Annotated in this window: 21 protein-coding genes; 9 read left to right on the top strand and 12 right to left on the bottom strand. The window is 39.0% G+C overall.

The window, feature by feature from the left end:
* Nucleotides 1-67: 67 nt before the first annotated feature.
* Complete coding sequence (locus HYW21_02015) at nt 68-805, top strand: hypothetical protein (protein MBI2548103.1); 738 nt, start codon at nt 68-70, stop codon at nt 803-805.
* A gap of 2 nt (nt 806-807) precedes the next feature.
* On the opposite strand, the gene HYW21_02010 is transcribed toward HYW21_02015, so the two are convergent.
* Nucleotides 808-1,041 (bottom strand): YgjV family protein, encoded by a 234-nt coding sequence (locus tag HYW21_02010; protein ID MBI2548102.1) that lies wholly within the window; start codon nt 1,039-1,041, stop codon nt 808-810.
* Between the two features lie 41 nt (nt 1,042-1,082).
* Between HYW21_02010 and HYW21_02005 the strand changes: the two genes are divergently transcribed.
* Both HYW21_02005 and HYW21_02000 read left to right on the top strand, forming a co-directional pair.
* Nucleotides 1,083-1,388, top strand: a complete 306-nt coding sequence (locus tag HYW21_02005) for a hypothetical protein (protein MBI2548101.1) — start codon at nt 1,083-1,085, stop codon at nt 1,386-1,388.
* Nucleotides 1,364-2,113, top strand: a complete 750-nt coding sequence (locus HYW21_02000; protein MBI2548100.1) for a lipoate--protein ligase family protein — start codon at nt 1,364-1,366, stop codon at nt 2,111-2,113. Before HYW21_02005 ends, HYW21_02000 begins: the two co-directional genes overlap by 25 nt.
* Here the strand turns inward: HYW21_02000 and HYW21_01995 are convergent.
* Together HYW21_01995 and HYW21_01990 are read right to left on the bottom strand one after the other, a co-directional pair.
* Nucleotides 2,103-2,537, bottom strand: coding sequence for a hypothetical protein (locus tag HYW21_01995; GenBank protein MBI2548099.1), 435 nt, complete (start codon nt 2,535-2,537; stop codon nt 2,103-2,105). The two genes, HYW21_02000 and HYW21_01995, sit on opposite strands and share 11 nt — an antisense overlap.
* Nucleotides 2,534-2,776 carry a hypothetical protein gene (locus HYW21_01990; GenBank protein MBI2548098.1) on the bottom strand — a complete coding sequence of 81 codons (243 nt, stop codon included), beginning with the start codon at nt 2,774-2,776 and terminating at the stop codon, nt 2,534-2,536. Before HYW21_01990 ends, HYW21_01995 begins: the two co-directional genes overlap by 4 nt.
* A gap of 236 nt (nt 2,777-3,012) precedes the next feature.
* On the opposite strand from HYW21_01990, the gene HYW21_01985 reads away from it, so the two are divergent.
* Genes HYW21_01985 through HYW21_01975 form a run of 3 tightly spaced genes read left to right on the top strand, consistent with a single transcriptional unit; the run spans nt 3,013 to nt 5,851 of the window.
* On the top strand, nt 3,013-3,207 hold the full coding sequence (locus tag HYW21_01985) for a MoaD/ThiS family protein (protein ID MBI2548097.1): 195 nt from the start codon (nt 3,013-3,015) through the stop codon (nt 3,205-3,207).
* 8 nt (nt 3,208-3,215) lie between these two features.
* On the top strand, nt 3,216-4,148 hold the full coding sequence (locus tag HYW21_01980) for a TIGR00269 family protein (GenBank protein ID MBI2548096.1): 933 nt from the start codon (nt 3,216-3,218) through the stop codon (nt 4,146-4,148).
* Nucleotides 4,145-5,851, top strand: a complete 1,707-nt coding sequence (locus HYW21_01975) for a tRNA uridine(34) 5-carboxymethylaminomethyl modification radical SAM/GNAT enzyme Elp3 (GenBank protein ID MBI2548095.1) — start codon at nt 4,145-4,147, stop codon at nt 5,849-5,851. Before HYW21_01980 ends, HYW21_01975 begins: the two co-directional genes overlap by 4 nt.
* A 32-nt stretch (nt 5,852-5,883) precedes the next feature.
* On the opposite strand, the gene HYW21_01970 is transcribed toward HYW21_01975, so the two are convergent.
* Nucleotides 5,884-7,248 carry a hypothetical protein gene (locus HYW21_01970; GenBank protein ID MBI2548094.1) on the bottom strand — a complete coding sequence of 455 codons (1,365 nt, stop codon included), beginning with the start codon at nt 7,246-7,248 and terminating at the stop codon, nt 5,884-5,886.
* A 105-nt stretch (nt 7,249-7,353) separates the two neighbouring features.
* On the opposite strand from HYW21_01970, the gene HYW21_01965 reads away from it, so the two are divergent.
* Nucleotides 7,354-7,593, top strand: a complete 240-nt coding sequence (locus tag HYW21_01965; protein ID MBI2548093.1) for a hypothetical protein — start codon at nt 7,354-7,356, stop codon at nt 7,591-7,593.
* A gap of 23 nt (nt 7,594-7,616) precedes the next feature.
* Here HYW21_01965 and HYW21_01960 read toward each other — a convergent pair whose 3' ends face one another.
* From HYW21_01960 to HYW21_01940, 5 genes are all read right to left on the bottom strand, one after another.
* Nucleotides 7,617-8,711 (bottom strand): NAD(P)/FAD-dependent oxidoreductase, encoded by a 1,095-nt coding sequence (locus HYW21_01960; GenBank protein MBI2548092.1) that lies wholly within the window; start codon nt 8,709-8,711, stop codon nt 7,617-7,619.
* A gap of 42 nt (nt 8,712-8,753) precedes the next feature.
* On the bottom strand, nt 8,754-9,161 hold the full coding sequence (locus HYW21_01955; GenBank protein MBI2548091.1) for a vitamin K epoxide reductase family protein: 408 nt from the start codon (nt 9,159-9,161) through the stop codon (nt 8,754-8,756).
* Between the two features lie 27 nt (nt 9,162-9,188).
* Nucleotides 9,189-10,385, bottom strand: a complete 1,197-nt coding sequence (locus tag HYW21_01950; GenBank protein MBI2548090.1) for a thioredoxin family protein — start codon at nt 10,383-10,385, stop codon at nt 9,189-9,191.
* Between the two features lie 18 nt (nt 10,386-10,403).
* Complete coding sequence (locus HYW21_01945) at nt 10,404-11,153, bottom strand: cytochrome C biogenesis protein (protein MBI2548089.1); 750 nt, start codon at nt 11,151-11,153, stop codon at nt 10,404-10,406.
* A 190-nt stretch (nt 11,154-11,343) separates the two neighbouring features.
* A complete protein-coding gene (locus HYW21_01940) occupies nt 11,344-13,344 on the bottom strand; it encodes an ATP-binding protein (protein ID MBI2548088.1) in 2,001 nt (666 codons plus the stop codon).
* Between the two features lie 330 nt (nt 13,345-13,674).
* On the opposite strand from HYW21_01940, the gene HYW21_01935 reads away from it, so the two are divergent.
* Nucleotides 13,675-14,805, top strand: a complete 1,131-nt coding sequence (locus HYW21_01935) for a hypothetical protein (GenBank protein MBI2548087.1) — start codon at nt 13,675-13,677, stop codon at nt 14,803-14,805.
* A gap of 324 nt (nt 14,806-15,129) precedes the next feature.
* A complete protein-coding gene (locus tag HYW21_01930) occupies nt 15,130-15,786 on the top strand; it encodes a hypothetical protein (protein ID MBI2548086.1) in 657 nt (218 codons plus the stop codon).
* A gap of 3 nt (nt 15,787-15,789) precedes the next feature.
* Here the strand turns inward: HYW21_01930 and HYW21_01925 are convergent, their stop codons facing one another.
* The 3 genes from HYW21_01925 to HYW21_01915 form a co-directional block, all read right to left on the bottom strand.
* Nucleotides 15,790-16,470: a hypothetical protein gene (locus HYW21_01925; protein ID MBI2548085.1), complete on the bottom strand. Its 681-nt coding sequence runs from the start codon at nt 16,468-16,470 to the stop codon at nt 15,790-15,792.
* Between the two features lie 26 nt (nt 16,471-16,496).
* On the bottom strand, nt 16,497-17,378 hold the full coding sequence (locus HYW21_01920; protein MBI2548084.1) for a rhodanese-related sulfurtransferase: 882 nt from the start codon (nt 17,376-17,378) through the stop codon (nt 16,497-16,499).
* A 76-nt stretch (nt 17,379-17,454) separates the two neighbouring features.
* The gene (locus tag HYW21_01915; GenBank protein ID MBI2548083.1) at nt 17,455-23,496 is read right to left on the bottom strand and encodes a right-handed parallel beta-helix repeat-containing protein; all 6,042 of its coding nucleotides are present in this window, start codon (nt 23,494-23,496) and stop codon (nt 17,455-17,457) included.
* Nucleotides 23,497-23,574: the final 78 nt, after the last annotated feature.

Genomic DNA, 23,574 nt, shown 5'->3' with positions numbered 1-23,574 from the left:
CTTTAGTTATAAAAAAATTTATAACAAAAGAGAAAAACTTATATAGCATGTACGCTTCACTATCAGGATGATCGTCGATGATTTGAAAGAAATAGGCCTTTCAGCAAATGAAGCAAAAATCTATATAGCCCTCTTGGGATTAGGCCCTTCTACTACGGGTCCGCTTATTAAAAAGACAGGACTTTACCGGGTTATGGTTTATGACACCCTTGAAAAACTCATACGATTAGGACTGGTTAAGTATTCTCTGCAGAAAAACAGAAAACATTTTGAAGCTGAAGATCCACAACAGCTCTTTGCTTTCCTTCAACAAAAAGAAATAGTGGCGAAATCAGCAGTGAGTTATTTGATGAGTATTCGACGCAAGGTGCCATTGGAGCAAGGGGCTTTTGTGTATGAGGGTTGGAAGGGAATCAGGGCAGCACAAGAGAACTATTTCAAAGCTATGAAATCAGGAGCTGGTGGGGAATATCTCATGGTCGGCGCTTCACGAGAACTGCATAAAAAATTAGATGCATTTTTTAATGATTTCCACGAACGAAGATCCAAGATGAAAATTCCTGCACGATTATTATTCAATGAAAACAACAAACACTTTGGGAAATTGAAACGGAAATACAGACCAGTACACATTCGATTTATGCCCCAACGAATCGTTACTCCTTCATGGGTTTCAACCTACAAAGATATGACCTTGATTGGTGTAGCAGAAGATACGCCTATGGCATTTTTCATCAAAAATACTGCGGTTGCCGAAAGTTATCGCCAATACTTTTATTTTATGTGGGCGCAGAGCAAACCATAGACTTATCTCGTGGTTGTTTCTGCTCTTTTGATCCTGATGATATCATAAACGACGGCGCAAAGAAATATGATCTGAAGTATGATAAAAATGATATCTCCTATGAGCAAGCTGTAAACCTCAAGGCAAACACCACCAAAGATGTAGTACAGATCCTGCATCTTTCGTTGTTTGGTAAGGATGCCCAGCGTAATGAACACTATTCCCAAAGCACCGATGATTTTAAAAAGACCAAGCATACCTTTATCAAATAAGAGGAATATATAAACATTCGTTTCTCATGACAATGCAAAACGGATTTGGAACCGTAAAAGATCCAGGCGGAAAATTGGTAAAGGTAAAACTTTCTTATACAGGGGTCATTGAAGCCATCGAGATTACCGGTGATTTTTTCCTCTATCCAGAAGAAAAGCTTCTGATTATTGAAAAGTCACTGAAAGGAATCCCATTGAAAAAAGAGCAAATCACAAATCATCTGTACGAAATTATTCGACAAGAAAAAATCCAACTGATCGGAATGACGGTTGAATCAATAACGCAGGCGATACTGGAGGCAGGATCATGCACTGGCGATTTATCCCCTTAAGCACGCAAACTGCTGCACTGAATATGGCTATAGATGAGGCAATCCTTACTGCGATCGCCGATGGCAAATCACCTCCCACACTAAGAATCTATCAATGGAAGCCAAGTGCTGTCTCTATCGGTTGTTTTCAGGGCATGCAGGAGGAAGTCGACATTTCGAAATGTAAGGCTGCCGGAGTTCACTGCGTGCGAAGGATTACTGGTGGAGGAGCTGTTTACCATGACTATGACGGAGAGTTGACCTACAGTATTCTTGCCCCAGAAGCGCTGTTTCCCAAAGATATTACCCAATCCTATCATCTTATCTGTGGTTGGATTGTAGACGCTCTTGCTCTCATTGGATTAGAGGCTGCATTTAAGCCGATTAATGATGTTATTGTTCAGGGTAAAAAGATCAGCGGAAATGCACAAACCAGAAGAAGAGGTGTTGTCCTGCAGCATGGGACTATTCTCTATACGGTTGATGTTGCGAAGATGTTTTCACTCTTAAAAGTACCCAATGAAAAGATTCGTGATAAGATGATTGCAACGGTTCAGGAGCGAGTTACCTCTGTTAGTAATGTTGCTCCAAAGATAAGCAAGGAAGAGCTCTATCATGCGCTCAGAGAGGGATTTTTGACTGGTAAATCTTATACACCGGGAACATTAAGCGTCGACGAATTAACGCACGCCAAACGCTTAGTGCAGGAGCGTTATCAGAACGACAATTGGAATTTTAGTCGATAAGAAGAAGGATTTCCTCAGTAGTATAGACAAGTACTTTTTGTTGTTTCTTGAGAAGTTTATCGTTAGACCACAGAGGACAGCCACATGTTAACGCCAATGCAAGAAAATCGACATCATACATTAATTCTGTGCTCTCCTGTAGCGGAAGTTCTTGAGCGATTTTTGCGATAGCAGGTAAGGCTGAGGCGTACCATTTCAAAGGAACAAAATTCACTTTTGCGGTGAGTTCCTGTTTCATCTTTTGAAATTCAGGATTACTTACCTGTACTTTTTTTTGCAGTTGGTCTTCATATTTTTGTAATTCAACAAAGCCAAACACTGGTGATACGAGTCTTACGTTATTCTCTTGAATAACCCGCTGAAGGACAGAAGTTTTCCAAAAATAGGTAAAGATAACATTTGAATCAATGACGAATAACATCATAGCCATCCTTTCTTTTGGAGTTCCTTTAACCGTTCTCTTCTGTTTGGCTTAACAAGCTCAATAGCCCATTCGCTTATTTCATGGTCCTTTTTTACCTGTTTGAGCATTTTCTCTTTCCATTCAAGTTGCTCGACTTTTTCGAGTATTGTTTTTCGAATAAAGCCAGACCAATTCATTTCTGGAAATTGTTTCATTTTTTCTTTGACATCCTGTGGGAGAGATAAGGTTACGCTTACCATCTTATATGTCCTCCTGATATACATTCGTTAATTATTCGACCGGTTCCGAATAAATGCTTATGTAAAAAAACATAATTACGTTAAATTATTTAAATCTATCTGCTTACGCAACATTTTTATAATCCTCATTCATTCTCTTCTCTTCCTTGAAAGATATAATAGAGGACAATAGTTTTTAATATGTTTTTTCCTCCATTATATGAATGATTTCACGGGAATTAGTCTCGGAGGAGTCAATGAAAGTTTTGATTGAGAAAGATAACCAGGAGATTGAAATTACCAAGGCATGCACTGGCTTTGAACTTCTTGCACAATTAAGTATTGTTCCAACGACCGTCTTGATTGTTCGTAACGGCGAAATCGCTTTTCCTGAAGAAAAACTTGCTGAAACTGATGACGTTAAGCTCCTGTCGGTAATCTCCGGCGGATAAGGTGACGTATGCAATGCACAAAATGTCCAAGGAATGCAGTCTATAGGGAAAATCACCATCTGCTCTGTAAAACTCATTTTTTTGATTATGTTAAGACAAAGGTATTCAGAACAATAAAACGATATCAATTATTCACGAAAGGAGATAAGGTTTGTGTGGCAACCTCTGGTGGAAAAGACTCACTTGCATTACTCTATCTCATTCGGCAATATGCAAAAGATCATCCACTACATTATTTCGCACTTGCCATTGATGAAGGTATTCATGATTATCGTGAGCGGACATTACAAGATCTCAAACAGTTTTGTACCCAGTATGATATTCCCCTCCATATCGCTTCGTTTCAAGAGGCTTTTGGTTCTCGTTTGGACGAATTCCAGGAACGTGCCTATACAGAGAATGGAAAAAAACCATGCACCGTGTGCGGTATTTTCAGACGAACATTACTCAATCGTGCAGCGCGTGAATTAGGCGCAACAAAGATAGCAACAGGGCACAATCTTGATGACGAGTCACAATCTTTTCTGATGAACACTTTATTGGGAAATATGCGTCATAATGCTGCATTAGGCCCGGTAACTGGATTAACAACGAACAATAAATTTGTGCAACGTGTGAAGCCGTTATATTTTGTATCTGAACGAGAGACGAAATTATTTTGCTACTTGAAAGGATTCCAAATTGAATTCAGCGAATGTCCAAATATCCATCTTTCTTTCCGTGCTTCTATTCGGGATAAACTCAATGAGCTTGAGGCTCAAGTTCCCGGGGTTAAGCATAGTATTGTCAATTCTTTTTTAGAGGTCCTTCCACTTTTGAAAACAACCTATCAGCATGAAAAACCATTTTCTTATTGTCAGGAATGTGGTGATGCTTGTGCTAGAGAGATTTGCAATGCCTGTAAACTGGTGAAAGAGCTCCATCTCAAGCTCATTACATGAATGCTTTTTTTGATGAGCTTATTGCATGGATTAAGGTAGCTCAACCAACAAGAGGGGAGCTTGAAGCCAAAAAGTTACTCCTCTGCCGAAAACACAGCATGCGACGAATTCCAACGACCATTGAAGTTTATCTCCATGCTTCTGATGCTGATGGTGTTCTTATTCGGCCGTATGTTCAGACAAAACCTACCCGTACTGGCTCTGGTGTTGCTGTTGTAGCTACCATGACCAAGCCATTTAACTGTCCCCATGGGAGTTGTACGTTTTGTCCTGGAGGGTTAAACAGTTTTTTTGGTGATACTCCTAAAAGTTACACCGGAAGAGAGCCGAGCACTATGCGAGGAAGAAGAAATGAGTATGATGCCTATCGTATTGTTTTTAATCGCCTTGAGCAGTACATTCTTCTTGGCCAAAATCCAGATAAAGTAGATCAGATTATCATGGGGGGTACCTTCACTGCCTTCCCCTTAGCCTATCAGCAAGACTATGTTTATTATTCTTTTAAAGCCTATAATGATTTTTCCCAGTTATTTTATGAAAATGGAGTCCTCAATTTGTCTGCATTCAAAGCCTTCTTTGAGCTGCCTGCCTCTCACAATGATAAGCATGATCAGTACCGTGAACAAAGAATTACCGAGAAGATTCTGGCCATTAAAGATAAAGAAAAAAAAACATTGGAAGAAGAGCAAACAATAAACGAAAATTCTTTTATTCGATGCATCGGACTAACCATAGAGACTAAACCAGACTGGGCTTTTGCTGCACAGGGCATAAAACTTCTTGATCTTGGCGCAACCCGAATTGAACTGGGTGTACAAACGATTTATGATGAAGTTCTCAAAAAAGTTAACCGTGGTCATACCCTTGCAGATACAAAAAAGAGTATTGCAGATCTCCGTGATTTAGGATTCAAATTAAATTTTCATATGATGCCTGGTTTACCGGGGAAAGAGGGAAAACGCTTGAGCAAAGAAGAGGATCTTGTCAGTTTAAAGACCCTTTTTACCGATGAGGCATATCAGCCAGACATGCTTAAAATCTACCCTTGTTTAGTTATGCCAGGGACAGCACTTGAACGAGACTACAAAACAGGAATATTCCAACCATTAACGACTCCTGAGGCAGCAGAGCTGATTGTTGAGGCAAAACAATTCGTCCCTGAATATTGTCGTATTATGCGTGTTCAGCGTGATATTCCAACCTATGTTACTGAGGCAGGTGTTGATAAAACTAACCTTCGACAGTATGTTGATCAATTAGCCAAGCAACAAGGTATACGATGCCGATGTATCCGTTGCCGAGAAGCAAGAACTCTTGCTATCAACGCAACTCCCCAACTGATTATACGGGAATATAACGCAAGTAAAGGTAAGGAATTTTTTATCAGTATAGAAGCAGAGGATAGCTTATTGGGGTTTGTTCGATTACGCTTGCCTCCACGATCTTTACATTCTGCTATTACGTTACAGAGCGGGCTTATTCGAGAACTCCATGTCTATGGAAGTGCCGTAGCAATAGGAACGCGAGAAACAGCAAAGGTACAGCATAAAGGTATTGGAAAACAGCTTATGGCAAAAGCTGAAGATATTGCAAAAATACAGGGAAAGAAAAAAATGGTTGTCATTAGCGGTATAGGTGTTCGCGAATATTATCGTAAATTGGGTTATGAACGAGAAGGCCCGTACATGGTCAAATGGTTATAATGATTGTTGAGCAGAAACGGCATGGACAGGCTCTATGAATTCTGAAAGTATCTTCCATCTCTAATATTTGCTTTAATTTTCTCAGTACTTTTTAAACCAGAAACTGGACGACCAATTCTTGCTTCAAGGAGAGCATTTCCCTGAGGAGTTGTTTGCAGCCATTCGTTGAAATAATGAAAGTTCTTCCAGAGGCTAGGATCATAGCCAATGCACTGTTCAAGTGTTTTTGGTATTTCATGGGAAGACCTTTGCAACAGGCCATGTAAACGGGCTATCTCATCTATGGTTGTTGATTGAAGCTCTCGTGGAATCACAGCAACGAATGCAGAGGGGGATAAATAAGGTAAAATTCCTTCTTCATTTGGTCTTGCTATAACATCTGTTCCCGTCCCCTTCTCTCCATCAATCATTACCGACATGCTGTTAGTAAATTCACAACCAAAACCATTTTGAGCAAATAGCTCTACGGGAATGACTACACCTCCTTGAAATCGCGGATACCAGTTCATGATCATTAAATCAGCACGATCAAGCGTGCCATAAAGCTCTGCTGGATTAATACCACTGACAACTCCTCCGGGAACAAGACCATAGGTGGCGATAGATCCTAATTTTGCTGCGGTTATTGTGGCAAATTGTTCATAGGTTCTCCAGGCTTTTGCAGATGCCTGACTATCGATACTATGAACCACAAATTTGCCTGGAAATGCTCCTTCTTTTTCTCTTCGCGCAAAAAATTCTTCTGCGAGAGTTCGTTCATCATTAATCCTTAGCACTTCATTTCTCCCAGAATCATTTCTCTCATAAGAAAATGACCGTTCATAATTTCCAGCAATTGCTCGAGCTAGTTCTTCAGGGTTTCTGGATTGTTCGCCAAATCTAAATCGTTCTGGATGGTTTAATGCTTCGTGTACATAGAGCGGGTCATAAAGAGCTTTCTTCCCTAATAACGTGTTGAGAAATACGACTGCTTCTTCTCGAGTAAAACGAACACCTTCACAAAAAGCAACAACACCTTCCATTGAATGATACCATGACAACCCTTTATCTTTGTCTAATGTGGTTCCAGAAAATCTCTCTAGTTCTTGTTCAATTTCTTCAGGTGAAGAATCAAAGTGGCCTTTATATCCGACGAACATTGCACGTATGAGTTGTTCATGGTCGAATCGTTGCTTGTCTTTAGGAACATCATCCCATCTCAAAACAGTTTTCGTCTCTTCAAGGAATTGCTCATACGCCCTAAGGATAGAAGAAGCTATGGATGGAGCGTCATAAGAATCTCCTGGGTTAGGCAATTGACCAATTCTCTCGGCATAACCATACGCAAGACCACTAACTCTTTCACGGTCACGCCAAGTTTCGTGCTTCTTAAAGCCGATATCTCTCCAAATGAGCATTGACAAGAGGAGAGTCACTTCCTTTAAATAATTTACTTTTTCTCGTTCTTTTTTACAAAAAGCCTTTTTTTGACAAACGGACTATTTTTTTCCTTCTTTTGTTGAATGGATGGCACAAAGAGTCTTCTTATCCAAAATGTAATCCACCAAGCATTTGTAGAAGTTAATGAAGAAGGAACTGAGGCGGCTGCTGCAACAGCAGTTGTTGTTGGAATTGACTCAGTAGGACCAAGAATTCCAATGTTTAGAGCAGATCATCCATTTATCTTTATAATTCAGGAAAAAGAAACAGGAAATATATTATTCTTAGGTAGAGTTGTTGATCCAACAAAAGAGAAGGAATAAATAACTAACACGTCCTACTCACGTTATCGCGGCGCTAGACTTTTTCGAGTGAGCAGACTTTTTCCTAATATCTGGAAGCCCAGTTTCCATAATTTTGTCTCTTTCATAAGAAGCTGAAGAATAAACTTACTAGGGAAATCACGATCATGTTTTTCAATAATTGCTTTGGTACTTTCATTGTTAAAGATACGAACCAACTCATCGCACTGTTTGGTTGTCATAGTGTTCATGGCTTGCCTCATTTTTAAACTGATCCAGAGATCCTTCCCTAATTTTTCATTAAATCGTTTCTCATACGTTTCTGGATTTTCTGCAAGATACGAGCCTGCAACCAGACCATAGATAATCCCACCATAGGTTGTTGCCTTCACCTGGGTAGCTGCATCTCCAATGAGGAAAACATTCTTCTTTCGTAAACGCTGTTTTGGGTTGTAAAGGGGAACAATGCCACTCTGATCTTCAAGAATTTTACAGCCTTTGAGAAGCGTTTTATACGCGCCTGCTACCTTTGTTCCGATCACACCAACTCGTGCAACATGTTCGTCTTCAGGAACAACCCAGGCAAATTCTCCTTTTCCCAGATGAACTTCGGTAACGCCCATTTCTCCATGGTAACGTGCTCTTGCTTGTAGTCCCGAGAGAAACTGACGCTTTCCATAAAGCCCTGCTGTTTTCGCTACCGTACTTTTTGGGCCATCTGCACCAACAACCATTTCAGTTGTAAAATTTCCTTGAGACGTTTTGATGACGGTTTTACCATCTTTTTTGTAACCATCTTTATAGCCTAGGAATTTATGTCCTGTTAAAAGTTTTGCACCATTGTCAAGTGCTTTTTCCATAAGCCACTGATCAAATTTAGCACGGTCCATCACGATGTTTTCTTTGTCAAGATGAATATCAACAGATTTGCCATTAGGAGACACTAATCTGAAAGTATGGATTCGACTTACTTCAAGATCTTTTGGTAAAGAAACATTTCGATAGATAGAATTCGTCACAATACCCGTACACGCAACCGGATATCCAACACGTTTATGCTCTTCAAAAATAGTCACATCAGCATCAACCTTGCTGGCATAATGGCACCCCGCAGGACCGGCTCCGATAACTGCAATCATAGGTCTAACACAAGGTTGTTGTTTTATAAATCTTATGAATCATTACAAGAGGGAAACGCTTAAAATTAAGAGAGCAACATTAATGCCATAGATAAGCATACACACTAGACAGAAATTCTTGATCCTAAAAAAGGAAATAAAACCGAGATATATTGAAACAACTACAGTAATCAAGCTCACTGGAACAATCAACAGGGGATAACTCCACGTAAGAAATAATATAAGACTGTATACCATAAGCCCGTAAACCCCATTAGATATGCCAAAAATCCGTCCATACGGACTTTGAAATGCTTTGGTACAAGATATTTGCTCAGCAAGATCACACAATGCTTTGTATGGCTTTTTTGACCATTTTTTTCGAGCATGATACTCAACCCAAAGCGCATACGCTGATAGCAGGAAACCAAGAACGGAAATCCATTGGATAGCTTGTGTTACTTGTACCATGGTTACATGATTAAGGTTCTTGTACCATTATCCAAATGTAAAGGCACTGAGAACAAATCCTTCTTGTTCTGCTGTTAAGATGAGCAGATGCATGTCCCACTCATTACTCTTGATAACATTGTATAGTCTTGGCTCACTGACGAGAATAAATGCAGCATCGGTGTCATTGGTGAACTGGACGTCTTCACCAGCCATTGTTTTTGGCAATGGATGATTATCAAAACTGACAAAAACTCTTACTGGATTTCCATTTTCTAAAGGCATTGCAACAAAATTTACCGAGCTCGCTTCGTAGTCTAAAAGTAATGAACCATTCTTTTCGCTACTTTCAAGGTTTTCTGGGTTGCTCTTCCACAGACCACTAAGGTAAATGGTATTTTTTCTCGTGGTTGATGGAAAGGTGTAATTGATCATTTGGTTACGCTGTAGTCCCTCATCGTTTCCTATATTCTGTCCACGGGGGATAGCAAAGTCATAGCCCGTATAGAGTTCTGGAGTACCTCTTTTTTGAGGTGTTAGATCTTGAACGTTGGTACTTTCATCAAGCGAAACACCGGTTTCTGTTAAAAGTTCTCGGATCTTCTCTTCAGTTTCATCGTATGAGCCTTCACCGATATGATCATACCTGATAAAACCATCAACATCAATAAGATACTTGTGTGGCCAATATCTATTTTGATATGCACGCCATGTTTTATAATCATTATCAAGCACAACAGGGTATTTAATGCCGTATTTTTCAACAGCTATCCTTACATTTTCATATTCTTTTTCAAAGGCAAATTCAGGTGTATGGACACCGATGATGACCAGACCTTTATCACCATACTTTTGATTCCACGCATTGAGATGTGGTAAGGTTCTGATACAATTGATACAGGTGTAGGTCCAAAAATCAACAAGCACTACTTTATTATCTAAATCTGAAATCTTTAGCCCATCCTCAGTGTTAAGATACCCTTGTATCCCTACTAATTCTGGTGCACGTTGATATTGTTTCTCTTTTTCTACAATTCTCTTTGCTCTTTCATTCTCATCTTCAAGAGATTCTATGGTGCTGTTGAGTTCAGTAGGATTTTTTACAATTCGTTGTTCTCCTTTATCAACGAGTTCTATGCTTCCCTCCTCGGTTGTTAGGGTGCTTGCTCTTTGATGTTCAATAGCGTAAATGATAGCGATGATGGATAGAACGACTATGCCCAACAAAATTGTTTTTTTTTGCATTGTTATTTTTTCAAAAATCTATTCTTTTTTTACGGCAATTGAAGCAAGGTATGACAAAAATCCTGGAAGGATGGGAAGTACACAAGGGCTGAGGAAGGAAACAAGACCAGCGAAAAAGGCAATACCCAAGGTTACTGATGCTCCTGAGTCGAGGCTTAGTGTCGAGGATTCAAGCCTTAAGAGAACGTCTGATGCAAGCGCAAAGTTGGCTAACTTGCCCAATTGATTCGTAAACACAAGAATACCTACGCCAATGAGGATAATCCCAAAAAAGATCTGGAGGTATTTCAGCCAAGGATTAACTGTTTGTAAAAGGGATTGTGCTTTATTGGTAAAAAGTCCAAGGAGTAAGAATGGCAAGCCCAAGCCGAGGGAATAGGCGAGAAGCAGAAAGAATGCTCCAGTAGGCTGTGTTATAGCTAAAGTAAGTACAGCTCCGAGCACAGAGCCTACACACGGAGTCCATCCAATGGCAAATGCAGCCCCAAACAGAAAAGAGGTAAGATAGGCAGACTGAAATCTTTTTTTGACTAACAATTTGTGCTCAGTATTGAGGAAAGGAATGCTGATGAGCCCCAATAAGGAGATGCCAAAGAGTATGATAATAATGCCGCCAATGCGACCGAGCCATTGCTGTGTTTCATAAGCAAAGCTTACGAGAACACTTTGTAACAATGCCCCAAGAAGTGAAAATATCAGAGAAAATCCAAGGACAAAAAAGACGCTACAAAAAAAAATAGTCCAGTTTCGTTGTGATGCCATGGTCATCTTTTGACTTCTTCTCTTAAAATTTAAATCAGTTTTATAGCAAAGGACACTAATAATCGTAACTTTATGTCCTTTGCTTATTAGGAAAAGACATACAAATTATTACGAAAATTAATGTCTTTGAGTATAAATAAGTCTAAATAATCACTCCCTATAGTGAATTCATTTATAAGGTTTGTGAACGAAAGATTTACTGTATTTTCTCTTTCGTGAATCCATTAAATTGGATAATCCGTTTATGCTTACCTTGTAATATCATTTCCACAACTGGAAGATAGACGACCATGGTGTTTACGATGGCATAACCAAACCATGTTGTAATAGCAAGAATAACCTGCTTCTGATCAATGTTTTCTGGTAATTTTTTTCCTTTTTCTGAAACGCCGTAACTCAGTTGATCAGTATGGAGCTTTTCAGCAGAGGGCGGTAGATAAGAACGTTTAGTTACCCTCCATCGTGACTTTGAAGTATCTTTTTTTATTTGCTCGATATGTCCCTTTCTTTTAAGACTAAGAAGATTTTTTTTGAGCAAATAGTCACTCAGATTAAGCATTTTTGCCAATGCTTCTTCTTCTTCTACCCCTGAAATAAGCTTCTTAAGCAGGAGTATCTCATCTTTTTGTAAAGTAAAGAGATCTTGCAGTCCAGTCTTTTTTTTCATAGATCCATTCTTATACTGAAGGACATCACCAGTATAAAGATCAACAAGGATGTCAAACTCTTTTGTTTCAGAGGAAAACCCTAACAATTTCTTTTCTTTTCCCCTAATCTGAAGTTTCAGCAATGGAAAAAACATTGTTGTTATCGATGCAACTTCTTCTTTTTTTGATGGGAACAAGCTAATCTTTTTTCTATTTTTTTCGATAGTTTCATGTATTTCTTCTTCGCTAAAATTTTGCTGAACATACCGATAACTTTTTTGCTGAGAAACATTGAAACTACCCTTATCAATCTCAAATTTCTTTTTCTTTTCTGTGGGAAGTAGTGGTTGATATGGCTGCATAAGCTCTTTTATTTCTCCTTCGGTTAGTGTTTTATGGCGGCTGAGAAGCCATTGCGTCTGGAAATCGGTAATATCCATTTTTTCATCAGGAGAGAAGAGAAGAAAATGTCCCTGCTGCATGCTCGCAAGAGTCTTGATATCAAGAGAAGTTCCAAAACTTTCTAATGATTCTTTTACTTTTTTTCGATCCTGCTCGGTTGTTAATCTTCCCAAACACCATGTTGAGAACTGAGCAAATGCTTTGTAATCAATGTCTCCTGGATTTTGTGTTGCAACAAGACAACCAATACCATACTTTCTGGCTTGCTTAAAGAAAAGCTTCAAACTTTCTTTTGCTGCGGTTTGTTTCATCCCTGCAGGTAAGTAGGGAGCAATCTCATCAAGACAAAAGAGAAGCTGCAGCTCTTGTGAGGGATGGTGCAGCATCCATCGATAAAGTTCCATGACAAACGTTGTTATAAAAAAGTCTTTTTCCCGTTCATTTACGAGATGATTTAGATAAATAACACTGATCTGATTTTTGTTCATAAAGAGATCAATGCTTAAGGGAATGCCATGCGTTAAGAGTTTAGCACTAGGGCTGAGCAGTGTTGTTTTTAACTTCTTGATGAGTGTTTTAATTTCTGCTTCTGAACAAAGTGTTTCCTCTTGAAGGGCTTCTTGTTGATCTAACAGGAGGTCAATGAGCTCAGAAAGTTCTGTAATTGTCTGATGCTTCGTCTGGTTACTTAATACCTGACGCAACAAAGCTGCTGCAGTTTGATACTTCTCCGAGGAGGGGGTATAACCTAAAAGATTGATGAGATTTGCAACAGACACGTTCAATAATTGTTCATCATATTCCTGAGTTTTGGGAACGACAAATGGGCTTATACGAAGGGGGAGTCCAATTTCTGCACCTGGCGTATAAATTCGTACTGAAACATTACTAAACGGTATTAATGAATCCTGAGATCGCCCATTTTTCTGAACCTCTTCAAGACTTGCCTTAAGCCCAAGTGAACTGAGATCTCCCTGCAGGTCAAAAACAATACTCGGAATTCCTTGAAGGGCTGCTTCTTCAATAATTCCTTTGAGGAGAACCGTCTTTCCACTTCCACTTCCTCCAAGCGCTACCAGATGTTTCTGTAATGTTTTGCTTTGTAATGTAAGCAATTCATTTTTTCGTTTTCCAATAACGATCTCCATACAACCTTTAATAAAATCCATCTATTTATATGCTTTGGTTTACACGAGACATTTTATATTCTGCGCAAAAAGACCAGATAATGACGAATTTGACAATGAGGCATATTCCTAGCAAAATCTTCTTATAATTTAGGTCATGTGAAAAAATTCTGTCACAACGATTTAATACAACTGATTAATTTAATACCTCATGCATGACGTAAATATGTGGTTTATCCCCTTTACTACAAGATCTGGAACAAAGAATCAGGGTGTTTCTTCTAAAGTTAAATCTCTTTCTGAGTTAGTGCTTATTCTTATTCTATAAACCCCTTGTCTACGGTGACTCTTATGCATAATCCATCTCTCTCTCAACACGACTATCTTCCAGATAGCGATCAACATAACCAAATGAGTGCAGCATTTGTAGGTCTTGGTAATATGGGATCTAAAGTACACTATCTCGCTGGCCAGCCCTCAAACGGATTTCCAACAGCGAGAAGAAGAATCTGTTTTAGATATGGCATAATTAGACCGGATGATATTACGTTAACAAATCTAACCTTTTTAGTAGAGAGAGAATTCCTTGAGCAAGGCACTACCTTTTTTGTTGCCGGTGATGCTAAAGATGAAAGAACATTGAAAGAAATCGTTGGTGATGGATTTCATGTGTATAATGAAAAGGACTTCGATCCTAGCCAATTAGAAGTAGATCTTTATGTAGACTTCACGTATAATGCAAAGGATTTTGTAGAAAGAGTAAGAAGAGCTAATCGGAATATACCCGTAATTGTTCAATCAAATAACTATGGATATGGAACATTGTATGTGCCACCTCTTAGAGAAACAAAAAATCAAAAACCAGAGGGAGTATATAGGGCTGCAGACTGTTCGTTGGGGGGTACGATTCCTGTTTTAGCCCTCTTAAAACAATTTTTCGAAGAATGGTATATTCATTTTGTTACCGATAGAAACGTTGGTAAAGGACCAAAAAGCGAATTTGATAACACGTTCTACTTTACTGATTCTTATGGGAGAAGAAAAAGTAATGAATTTAGTTTACTTACCGGTGTAAGCACCGTCACTACATTTGTGAGTTCTCCGATGACACATCCATTTTATATTGCGACGATTTCAGGAAAATTGAGAGAAGAAGAAATCGAAGCCGAGTTTAAATCTTTGACTCAGTTTGAAAAGCATGGTTACTTCAGCCCTCTTTTAGAAAATAACAGTTTAGTTTGTATTTCTACGGAGGATAGTACTGCACCTTATCATCTCCCTCCTGAACCTCCTGACATAAGAGCATTTTCGTCTCAATATCCAGATTTTCCTTGTCGGCCACCTATTGTTTACTTTAGGAGGTCACACACAAGACGAGGAGCTATGGCTTCGTTTACCATCGGGTTTGACGTAAATATTGCAGCTACAGTAAATAACATTCAGGTAATGGATGCTATCAGTACATATGCTCTCAGTACATAAGATGTCAACTTCTTTAAACCAGTTAGCATAAACATAAACAACGAAAAACCAAAAAATTTATATAAAACAATGATAAAAGTATTTCTCATGAGCAGTAGTTGTTTGCTTTGGACTATTGAATGTGACGAGCGCATGCTACTGCTACCTATCGTGGGATAACCAAGACTTGTGTGATGTTTATTTGTTTTCGGGGTCTTGGAACATTTCATGGTTGTCTGAGTTCTGAAAGCATATAACATCATGCAGGCTAGATAACAGTCTAAAAGGCACAGAATAGCTAAACTTGGCATAACATTTATAAATCTAGGCAAGGTGAGGTCAAAAATGACATCGATAACCCAACAGATCTGGAAAGAGATAGACGAAGATGTTATCGTACGAAGCGCGTTAGCAAAAGGCATAATCAGCCTTAAAGGTCTTGCCATCTATTTGATGAAGCATAAGGGAGTAGAGGCAACGCCTGATGCCGTCATTAGTGCTATCCGACGTTATCGAGAAGAACAGCCTCTTGAAAAGACTTTTGAAAATGCACGCCACATGCTTGCAAAATCAGATGATATTCGTATTACCAGCAATATTGTTAGAATCTGGTTTGAAAAAACAAAACAGATTCAGGATATTTTGCCCAAGGCATTTTCTTTAATAGATTATGACAAGGGAGAAATCTTCCTCATCATCCAGGGAGAGCAGGCCATTAAACTCTTAATTAATGAAAAGAATAAAAAAAAGATTCTTGCGTTATTCCCGAAACAGTCTATTTTCCAGGTCGATGATCACTTAGCAGAAATCAATATTCAACTTTCCAAGGATGCACTTATGACGCCAGGTATTGTCGCAGTCTTAACGACTGAATTAATGGTTCATGAGATTAATATCATGGAAGCAATGAGTTGTGTCCCGGAAATGTTGTTTTTTGTCCAACAGAAGGATGTCGTGAAGAGTTATGAGATCCTCTTTAATCTCTGTAAGCCAGCAGAATAACCTTCAATTAGTCAAAGAATGTAAAATCTCATGTTCAATACTATTTTGGCGACCAGATAAGACACCGGCCATAACAACTTTCCGATCATTTTTATAATAAGCAGTGACCTGGTAGACAATACGGTCTCCTGATGTTAGAAGAAGACATCCGCGTGGAAACCGTTCTTTAGGGCTAAGGTCTACTTCCAGATAGTATGAGGATCCAATTTGTTCTGAGTAGCTTCTCGACCCATTACTCCACAAAAGCCTACACGGTTCAACTTCACTAACCTCAAGGCCATTAACCGTAACCCCCCGAGGTTGATAATATAAGCTGAGATCGTGGTACAGCGTATCAATTCTTCGCTCTAACCACGATCCAGGCCTTAGTTTTTCAATGACCTGCATCTTTCCTGTATTCGTAAGGAGATCAGCGACTGGATCAATATTCCTATCACCTAATACTATCCGTCGATTCGCTGGATCATAGATAAGGTTTGGATAGGTAACTCTTCTTACTTTTCGTCCAGATGCTTCAGCAACTAAATCTATCAGTAACCCCTCAGTCATTCTATTCCACGAAGCTGCGAGGAGCTGATCAGGAGTTAATTGCGAACCACCTTCATGAGGATAAAAGTCGCTAAAATCCCACCCATCCTTCGGGTTATGGTCGTTCCCATACATCTCACGAAAAAGATTACGCATAATCTAAACCTCAGCAATTATTCCTCTTACTGCGCCTTTAGTTCAGGATACTGTAAAATACTCTGAAAACACGCTGGTGAACAACAGCTCTTTAGTTTTTGCATGCAGTCATCACAGGCGATAAAGCGTTTATCACATCTTGTATAGGCACAATGGTAATACGTATCAGCTGGCAGTGAGCAGCTGCTACACGAAGTGATGATCTTTGTTTGCTGAGAGGTACCAAGAGCAATGGTCATTCTTTTGTCAAACACAAAACACTTTCCATCCCAATGTTTATTACCTATTTCGTGACCATAGTTGATGATACCACCACGGAGGTGACGAACATTTGTGAATCCTTGCTGTTTCATATACGCAGATGCTTTCTCACAGCGAATACCACCGGTACAGTAGAGCACAATAGGTTTTTCTTTCAGATGCTCGAGCTGCTTTACTGCTGTAGGCCATTCTCGAAAGTTATTGATATTTGGTGTAATAGCATTATAAAAATGACCAACATTGCTTTCGTAGTTGTTTCTTGCATCAACAACATAAACCTCTTCTCCAGAGTCGAGTAATCTGTTGAATACCTCTGGTTCTATATACTCTCCTCTCTGTTGCAGAATATCAGAAGCCAGTCCAGAGGTTACGATCTCTTTCCTGACTTTAACCAGAAGTTTATCAAAATTATGCGTACTCGTTAGTCCTTGCTTAAATTCGAGATCACAAAAGCGTTGATCATCATGTAGCCATTCTTGATACTTCTGTATATTTCCCTCTGTTCCGGTCAAGCAACCATTTATTCCCTCGGTGGCAATAAGGATCGTACCTTTGAGGTCCCATAGTCTGCAGTGTTCGCGTTGCTCCTTCTGCAGTTCCTCGGGATTATCGATAACTATGTATTTGTAAAAGAGTATATTTTTCATAGGTCAAGGAGATACTCTGGCATTTAAAAAAGTTAGGGAAAATTCGAAAGTTTCTCTTTTTCCCCATCTTCTGTGGTTAATTAAAGACTTTGTATCTTATGCCCCCACGGATACATTCTCCTAAGAAATTATTGATCGGATAGCAGGTAGGAATAACAAAGGTTGTGCTATTGGTGGTTACAGAAGCATTATGGATGTCGGTGAAGCGAATACTGATTGTTACATTCTCTCCAGCACGGTATGGTTGTCCTTCATAGGTTGTATTGGTCGTGAGCGCTGTCCAGCACGTTCCATTCACGTCCACAACACCCGATAGCCATTCAAATGATACCTTATTACTTGGCTTATGCAACAGTGTGCAGCTCAATGACTCATTCTCTGGATCGTATGCAGATGCGGTTATATTATACCCAAAGGTTTTGATAACTATTAGCTCTTGTTCCCCTTTAATAATTGGTTTTCCATTGAAGTAAAGAGGAGGAGCAGTTAGTATGTTGTTACTTTCATTCGTATCAATGTAGTCATCAAACGGACTTATCATTACGGTAATTGTTTTATTCCCGTGTGTTGCCTGCCACAACAATGTTTCTTGGAGGGTTTGAGAAGGTAAAATATCTTCAACAATTATTTTTCTAATCAAGGTACCGTTGTTGTCAGGGAGATTATCATACACCACGAGCGTAAGGTCGTGTAATGTTTGATTCCCTCTGTTAGAAACATTCATGGCAATCACTACAGGTATGCCTTCATTTGCTTTTTCATAGCTAAGATTGACATAATCTATTTTTCCATCAGTAACCGTTTCAACACTGAAAAAGAATTCCTCTTCTCGGATAATAGTTTCATTTACGTAATCAGTGACCAGTATCCCCTTGACACCATAAACTCCATTTACTTCAGTTTGATTAAAGGAATTGCCGAAATATCCATCAGCAGCTTGAAGATCATTGTGTAATCCATCATCGTAGAGCTGGATTTGGGTGCTTTCCTGCCTGTCAGGGTGGGTTATATTGACGTTAATAGTAGAAGATAAAATCTTCTGTTGTCCTATTTTCGCATAACCAAGGATCGTAAGATTATCGTACGGTTGTAGTGTTGTTCCTTGTCCAAAGGGTTGTAAGGTAAAATAAAGAGGGGTCATAAAAGAGGTATCAAGGGTATAGGAAATCTCTTCTTGATTTGGATTATGTATTTGCACTGTCCAGTTTCCTGGTGTGCTGTTTCCCTGAATACGGAGAATAAAAAAGCCAGGGAAGGTCAACTTTGTTATGTTAGAGGTTGTATCATTGACTAAACGATCTTCAGGATCAATGATGGTTATGCTAAGATTATTGATAAGATCTTGCCAGATCACCATAAAAGTAGTATTGTAACTCATCGAATCAATGGTTATAGTGTAGGTGTTTACCTCACCACCAGAGAGTAAACCTTTTTCTGTTGGGCTTGACTGAAGATAAAGCAACTCTTGTTGTAATGCAGTAATTCTTTCTTCAGCACGACAATCATCTCCCTGAGGTTTGTAAGGATTTTCAAGATAGCTCAACACATTCTCATAAATATCCTGATTGTGAAGCTCGCCGAGATGCCATTCTCTTGTTTCATGACATCCAATATCTTGAAGTTTGAGAGAATAGGCAGCCACAATACCATCTCCTAATTCAGTTATCCACGGATAGGTAAAGGGCACACCAAGTACCTTATCTTTGAGAACAACCATGGTTGGGTATTCTGTTCCAGCAAGAATTTTGTAGTTAATGTTCGGGTATAAGTTCTCTTTGGTCATCCAGGTGTTTATGTTAAAGAATAGTTCATCATAATTTAATTTTGAGAGGTATGAGCTGAGCTCAGACATCTGAACCGTGGCAAAGCCAAGTTGGGACATGCAATGGAACATTGTTGGATCGAATCCTCCTCCGAGAGTTAGAGCAACATTTGCAATAACCGAAAGGTCAGCCAAGGTCGATCCGTGATTAGGTGTTCCAATCATAATCAATTGATTTACATCCTGAGCATACACACTGCTTTCAATATAGCTTCTGCTGACTAATCCACCCATGCTGCTTGCAATGAGATCAACCTTCCTGGCTCCTGTCTCTTTCTTGACTTCTTGGATTATCTCTCCAAGTTTTTCCCCATTATTTTTAATATCACCATTTGCACATCCAGGCATGGTAAGAACAAAGGGCAGACATGGACCTGGTTCATAATCCGCGATGTAAACAGTATAGCCAGCATCTCGTAATTTCTCTTCATAGTTGAAATCTTCATCTGTCCATGCATCAGGAGAGCTACAGTATCCATGAACTAATACCACTGGGTTTTGTTGACCGTCTCCAATCCAAGGTTCAAAATACACCTTCCCCGAGCGATTATTTTCCTCATCATCATAGATGCTTGCATCAATCGCTTCAGTAGTATCTAGGCCCCAATTATTGAATCGAGCATCCTTTTCCCCATTGTATGGACCATTGTAATAGTTATACTGAATATTGTTTCGTATGATATTATACTGGACCGTATTCCCGTCACGTGCAGCATCATTAATACCCATGCCCGTATTGTTCTCAATGGTGTTTGACTCAATGACATTATAGTCATCAAACAGTGCAATACCGTTCCTATTCTCTCGAATAATATTCTCACGAAGGGTATTGTTATTCCCACTCAGCGATATACCATCGGTACTATGCTCTATCAGATTATAGGCTATAAAATTATTTGGTGCATAATACAATTTGATTCCTGCATTATTATTGATAAAGAGATTAGAAAGGATTGTGGAATTTTTTGCACTATTAAAATAAACCCCGTAGGTATTATCTTCAAAAACATTAGACCCCAGAGTAATGTTTGTTGGATAAGCAGTGTTTTTGTAGGTTGCATACATACCATAGGTGTTGTCGCTGAGGTAATTATTGTAAACCTGACTATTCACAATACCTCCCTCAGCAAAAATTCCTTGATCATAGCCAAGTAATGAACACCCTTCCAGGTAAGTACGACTGTCGAGTTTAATTCCGAACTCATCATTTTCTCCTAAGAGACGAGTAGTATTGCACCATAGCTTTCCCGCATACACAAGGATATATCCACCAGTGTAATAATCTCCTGAGCAAAAGATAGTTTCTCCTTCAATTCGCGTGTTTATTCGCGTATTATTATTCATGGGTTTGAAACAGTTACAGTCATCCTGTCCTTCAGCTCCTCCATACAGGTAATTCGGTTGCTCTCCCAAGCAGAATTTATTATAGGTATTGTAGATCTGCATCCCTGTTTGGTAAAAATCATTCACTGCAATGATGTTCTCTGAGGAATACTCATCGCTAAAGATGCCCTGTTCTGTGTTATTGAGGAATGCATTATAGGTAATGGTATTACTCTGACTGTGGCTTAAATATATTCCATACCCATTGAGGAGAAAGGTATTTCGAGAAAAGGTATTATTAACACTTTCTCCATACAGCCCATATGCCCCATAAACACTTAGCGTAATGACATTATCAAACAGCTTATTTCTTTCTCCTCGAATCTGTATACCTGAATAGGTATTGTTTGTCATACGGTTATTACTTATGAGATTGCCATGAGAGGAATAATCAAGAACGATTCCGTCATTGTTCTGTTCGAGAGTGTTATTACTAATCGTATTATTTTCTGCCCTGCGAAGATAGATCCCATTATCATTATCAGTGAGGAGATTCTCTCTTACCGTAATATTATTAGGGATGTAGTATTCTTCATAATAGAGCTCAATACCATTTCTGGTGTTAGATATCTTGTTTTCTTTGAAGAGAATATTGCTTCCTTTGGTTGAGATTCCAACATCATAACCGTTTAAGGTACAACCGTCAATTATTGAACCAGAGTGGGGATATAACCCAATTAATGATCTATTCCCTACGAGAACGGTTTGGTTACAAAGTAAGGCATCATCTACCTCATGCCCAGCGCTACTATAGGTTCCTGCACAAAACGTTGTATTGATAGACAGCTGAACGTCATCAAAAAATGGTTTAAAACAATGGCATTGATCTTGGCCTCTTCCTCCATTATAAAAACGATTGGGTTCTTCAGTTATACAAAAAATGTTATCAGTATCGGTAACAATCATATCTGAGCCATAGAAACTATTTTCAGCAATGACATTCTCGCTACTATATTCGTCAAGATAAAGCCCACTGAAATTGTTGTATTGGAATACGTTCTTGATGATAGTATTTTGACGTCCATTAATCCGTACTCCTCCGTTGTTAAAAGCAAAGGTATTCCCACGAAGGACACTATACTCGGCGTATCCTCCATTATCCCACAGAGAGAGACCGGTGTAGGTACTGTTTTGGATGGTATTGCCTATAATGCTTTGGTTCTGTCCTGCGTCAATAGAAATACCACGCTCATTATTACTAAACAAATTATACGTCATATTATTTTTGTTTGCATAACTTGTCATTCCATTACGGTTCCGCAAAAATGTATTGTTATGAATTTGATTTTGCTCGCCTCGTCTTCCTGAATAGCCTGAGAATGATAATCCGTTACTATTGTTGATGAAACTGTTACGTATCAGCGTATTATTATATGACGGTGTTCCGTATCTCGACAGGCGGTAGATTTGAACTCCATTGTCATTTTCAAGCAACGTGTTGTTATAGATTACCGTATGGACGGTATCCTCTGCATAGATCCCATTCTCAAACTTTTGTAAGGTGCATCCTTCAACGTGGCTATTATCATTGAGAATGAGACCATCTTGGGTATTGTTTCCTTGAAGAATTGTTCCTCTACAGATAAGGGAAACAGAATCAAGAGTATGTTGAGAGGAATTATATCTTCCTGGGCAGAATACGGTGTCGACTGAAACATATATTTGATCATGCCAGGGCTTAAAACAGTTGCAATCGTCTTGTCCAATAGCGCCGTCATAGAAGGCATTTGGTTCTTCTTGATCACAATACGTGACATTGGTGTTGGCTATTTTCATGCCTGTGCCATAGAAGTCATTATGTATAATTATAGCTCCAGTTCCTGTAATGTATGTTCCTGCTTCAGCGTTATACCAAAATAGATTATCAATAAACACCGTCTTATCACTTCCTCCGCTTGCTCCGATGTTGTTATCCCTGAATTCATTCATCGTAATGGTGCTGTTTTCACTTGAGACCTGTAAACCTACATCGTTATTTTGGAATGAGTTATCACGGATGAGATTATTTTTTCCGCTTACTGAACTCCCTGATCCAGGATTATTTTTTACTGTATTGTTGAGAAACGAGCTATTCTCATTGGAAACGTCAAGACCTTGGTACGTGTTATTTACAAAAAAATTTTGTACATACGTTACGTTAATTCCCCCTCTGATTGACATGCCATACTGACGGTTATTGATGAACGTGTTGTTATAAACCCGATTATTACTAAACTCTGTTCCTGTATATTGATTCATCAAGATACCATAGGTGTTATTAAAAAACACATTTCCTTGATATTCATTCTGTTGTGCTGTTCTTCGATAAATCTTACCAATACCATAGTAGTTGTGAGCAAAAGTATTTTGCGTCAGTGTTATCTTCGTTCCATCCTCGATAGAAGCACCATACTGATATCCACGGAAGAGACAGTTGGTGAGATAAGCATAATTTTTTATCCGCACACCCGTTCCACTTCCGGTTAAGATTGCCCCATTGCAATCGAGCACAACACGTTTTGAGAACCACAGATCAACTTGCGTATTGTTCCGTGGTATACCTGCAATTATTTCAACACTTATGGCTGATGTACCAAGATATGGATTTGGTTCATAACGGATATTATATTCGTCTTTGTTGAGCGTTCGGTAGCTATTATTTGTCTGAAGCCATGCACGAACACTGGTAATATTTTCAACATCAAATTCGTTGAGAAAAAACTCTGTTTGTTGGCCATCGCCAGAAAAATTCTTCCATGAAATAGGATTAATAAAGGTTATGTTCTCGAGAGCGTAGGTCCCTGGGTTGAGGATTGTTCTATCAGAGACCGTACATCCTGTTTTTAAATCCACAGAACATTCAACAGCCATACTGGTACTTGCACTCAGTATAACAAGACAAATAATCATTAAAAAATATGCCTGCCCCTTCATTCATAGAGGGAACAGGGATCTCTTTATAAAAATTGTCAATACTCAATCCAAGACACCCATAACTATTTAAACCGATTT

Source organism: Candidatus Woesearchaeota archaeon (genome assembly GCA_016187565.1).
In the GTDB taxonomy this organism is placed as follows: Archaea; Nanobdellota; Nanobdellia; order Woesearchaeales; family JACPJR01; genus JACPJR01.
This window is presented reverse-complemented; position numbering and strand designations above follow the sequence as displayed.

Coding starts and splice junctions, on each gene's coding strand:
- HYW21_01950 (MBI2548090.1), bottom strand. CDS start 10,385: ATGCAAAAAAAAACAATTTTGTTGGGCATAGTCGTTCTATCCATCATC.
- HYW21_01995 (MBI2548099.1), bottom strand. CDS start 2,537: ATGATGTTATTCGTCATTGATTCAAATGTTATCTTTACCTATTTTTGG.
- HYW21_01925 (MBI2548085.1), bottom strand. CDS start 16,470: ATGCGTAATCTTTTTCGTGAGATGTATGGGAACGACCATAACCCGAAG.
- HYW21_01990 (MBI2548098.1), bottom strand. CDS start 2,776: ATGGTAAGCGTAACCTTATCTCTCCCACAGGATGTCAAAGAAAAAATG.
- HYW21_02000 (MBI2548100.1), top strand. CDS start 1,364: ATGCACTGGCGATTTATCCCCTTAAGCACGCAAACTGCTGCACTGAAT.
- HYW21_01970 (MBI2548094.1), bottom strand. CDS start 7,248: ATGCTCATTTGGAGAGATATCGGCTTTAAGAAGCACGAAACTTGGCGT.
- HYW21_01960 (MBI2548092.1), bottom strand. CDS start 8,711: ATGATTGCAGTTATCGGAGCCGGTCCTGCGGGGTGCCATTATGCCAGC.
- HYW21_01940 (MBI2548088.1), bottom strand. CDS start 13,344: ATGGAGATCGTTATTGGAAAACGAAAAAATGAATTGCTTACATTACAA.
- HYW21_02005 (MBI2548101.1), top strand. CDS start 1,083: ATGACAATGCAAAACGGATTTGGAACCGTAAAAGATCCAGGCGGAAAA.
- HYW21_01965 (MBI2548093.1), top strand. CDS start 7,354: ATGGATGGCACAAAGAGTCTTCTTATCCAAAATGTAATCCACCAAGCA.
- HYW21_01935 (MBI2548087.1), top strand. CDS start 13,675: ATGCATAATCCATCTCTCTCTCAACACGACTATCTTCCAGATAGCGAT.
- HYW21_01975 (MBI2548095.1), top strand. CDS start 4,145: ATGAATGCTTTTTTTGATGAGCTTATTGCATGGATTAAGGTAGCTCAA.
- HYW21_01980 (MBI2548096.1), top strand. CDS start 3,216: ATGCAATGCACAAAATGTCCAAGGAATGCAGTCTATAGGGAAAATCAC.
- HYW21_01985 (MBI2548097.1), top strand. CDS start 3,013: ATGAAAGTTTTGATTGAGAAAGATAACCAGGAGATTGAAATTACCAAG.
- HYW21_01955 (MBI2548091.1), bottom strand. CDS start 9,161: ATGGTACAAGTAACACAAGCTATCCAATGGATTTCCGTTCTTGGTTTC.
- HYW21_02015 (MBI2548103.1), top strand. CDS start 68: ATGATCGTCGATGATTTGAAAGAAATAGGCCTTTCAGCAAATGAAGCA.
- HYW21_01915 (MBI2548083.1), bottom strand. CDS start 23,496: ATGAAGGGGCAGGCATATTTTTTAATGATTATTTGTCTTGTTATACTG.
- HYW21_01920 (MBI2548084.1), bottom strand. CDS start 17,378: ATGAAAAATATACTCTTTTACAAATACATAGTTATCGATAATCCCGAG.
- HYW21_01930 (MBI2548086.1), top strand. CDS start 15,130: ATGACATCGATAACCCAACAGATCTGGAAAGAGATAGACGAAGATGTT.
- HYW21_01945 (MBI2548089.1), bottom strand. CDS start 11,153: ATGACCATGGCATCACAACGAAACTGGACTATTTTTTTTTGTAGCGTC.
- HYW21_02010 (MBI2548102.1), bottom strand. CDS start 1,041: ATGCTTGGTCTTTTTAAAATCATCGGTGCTTTGGGAATAGTGTTCATT.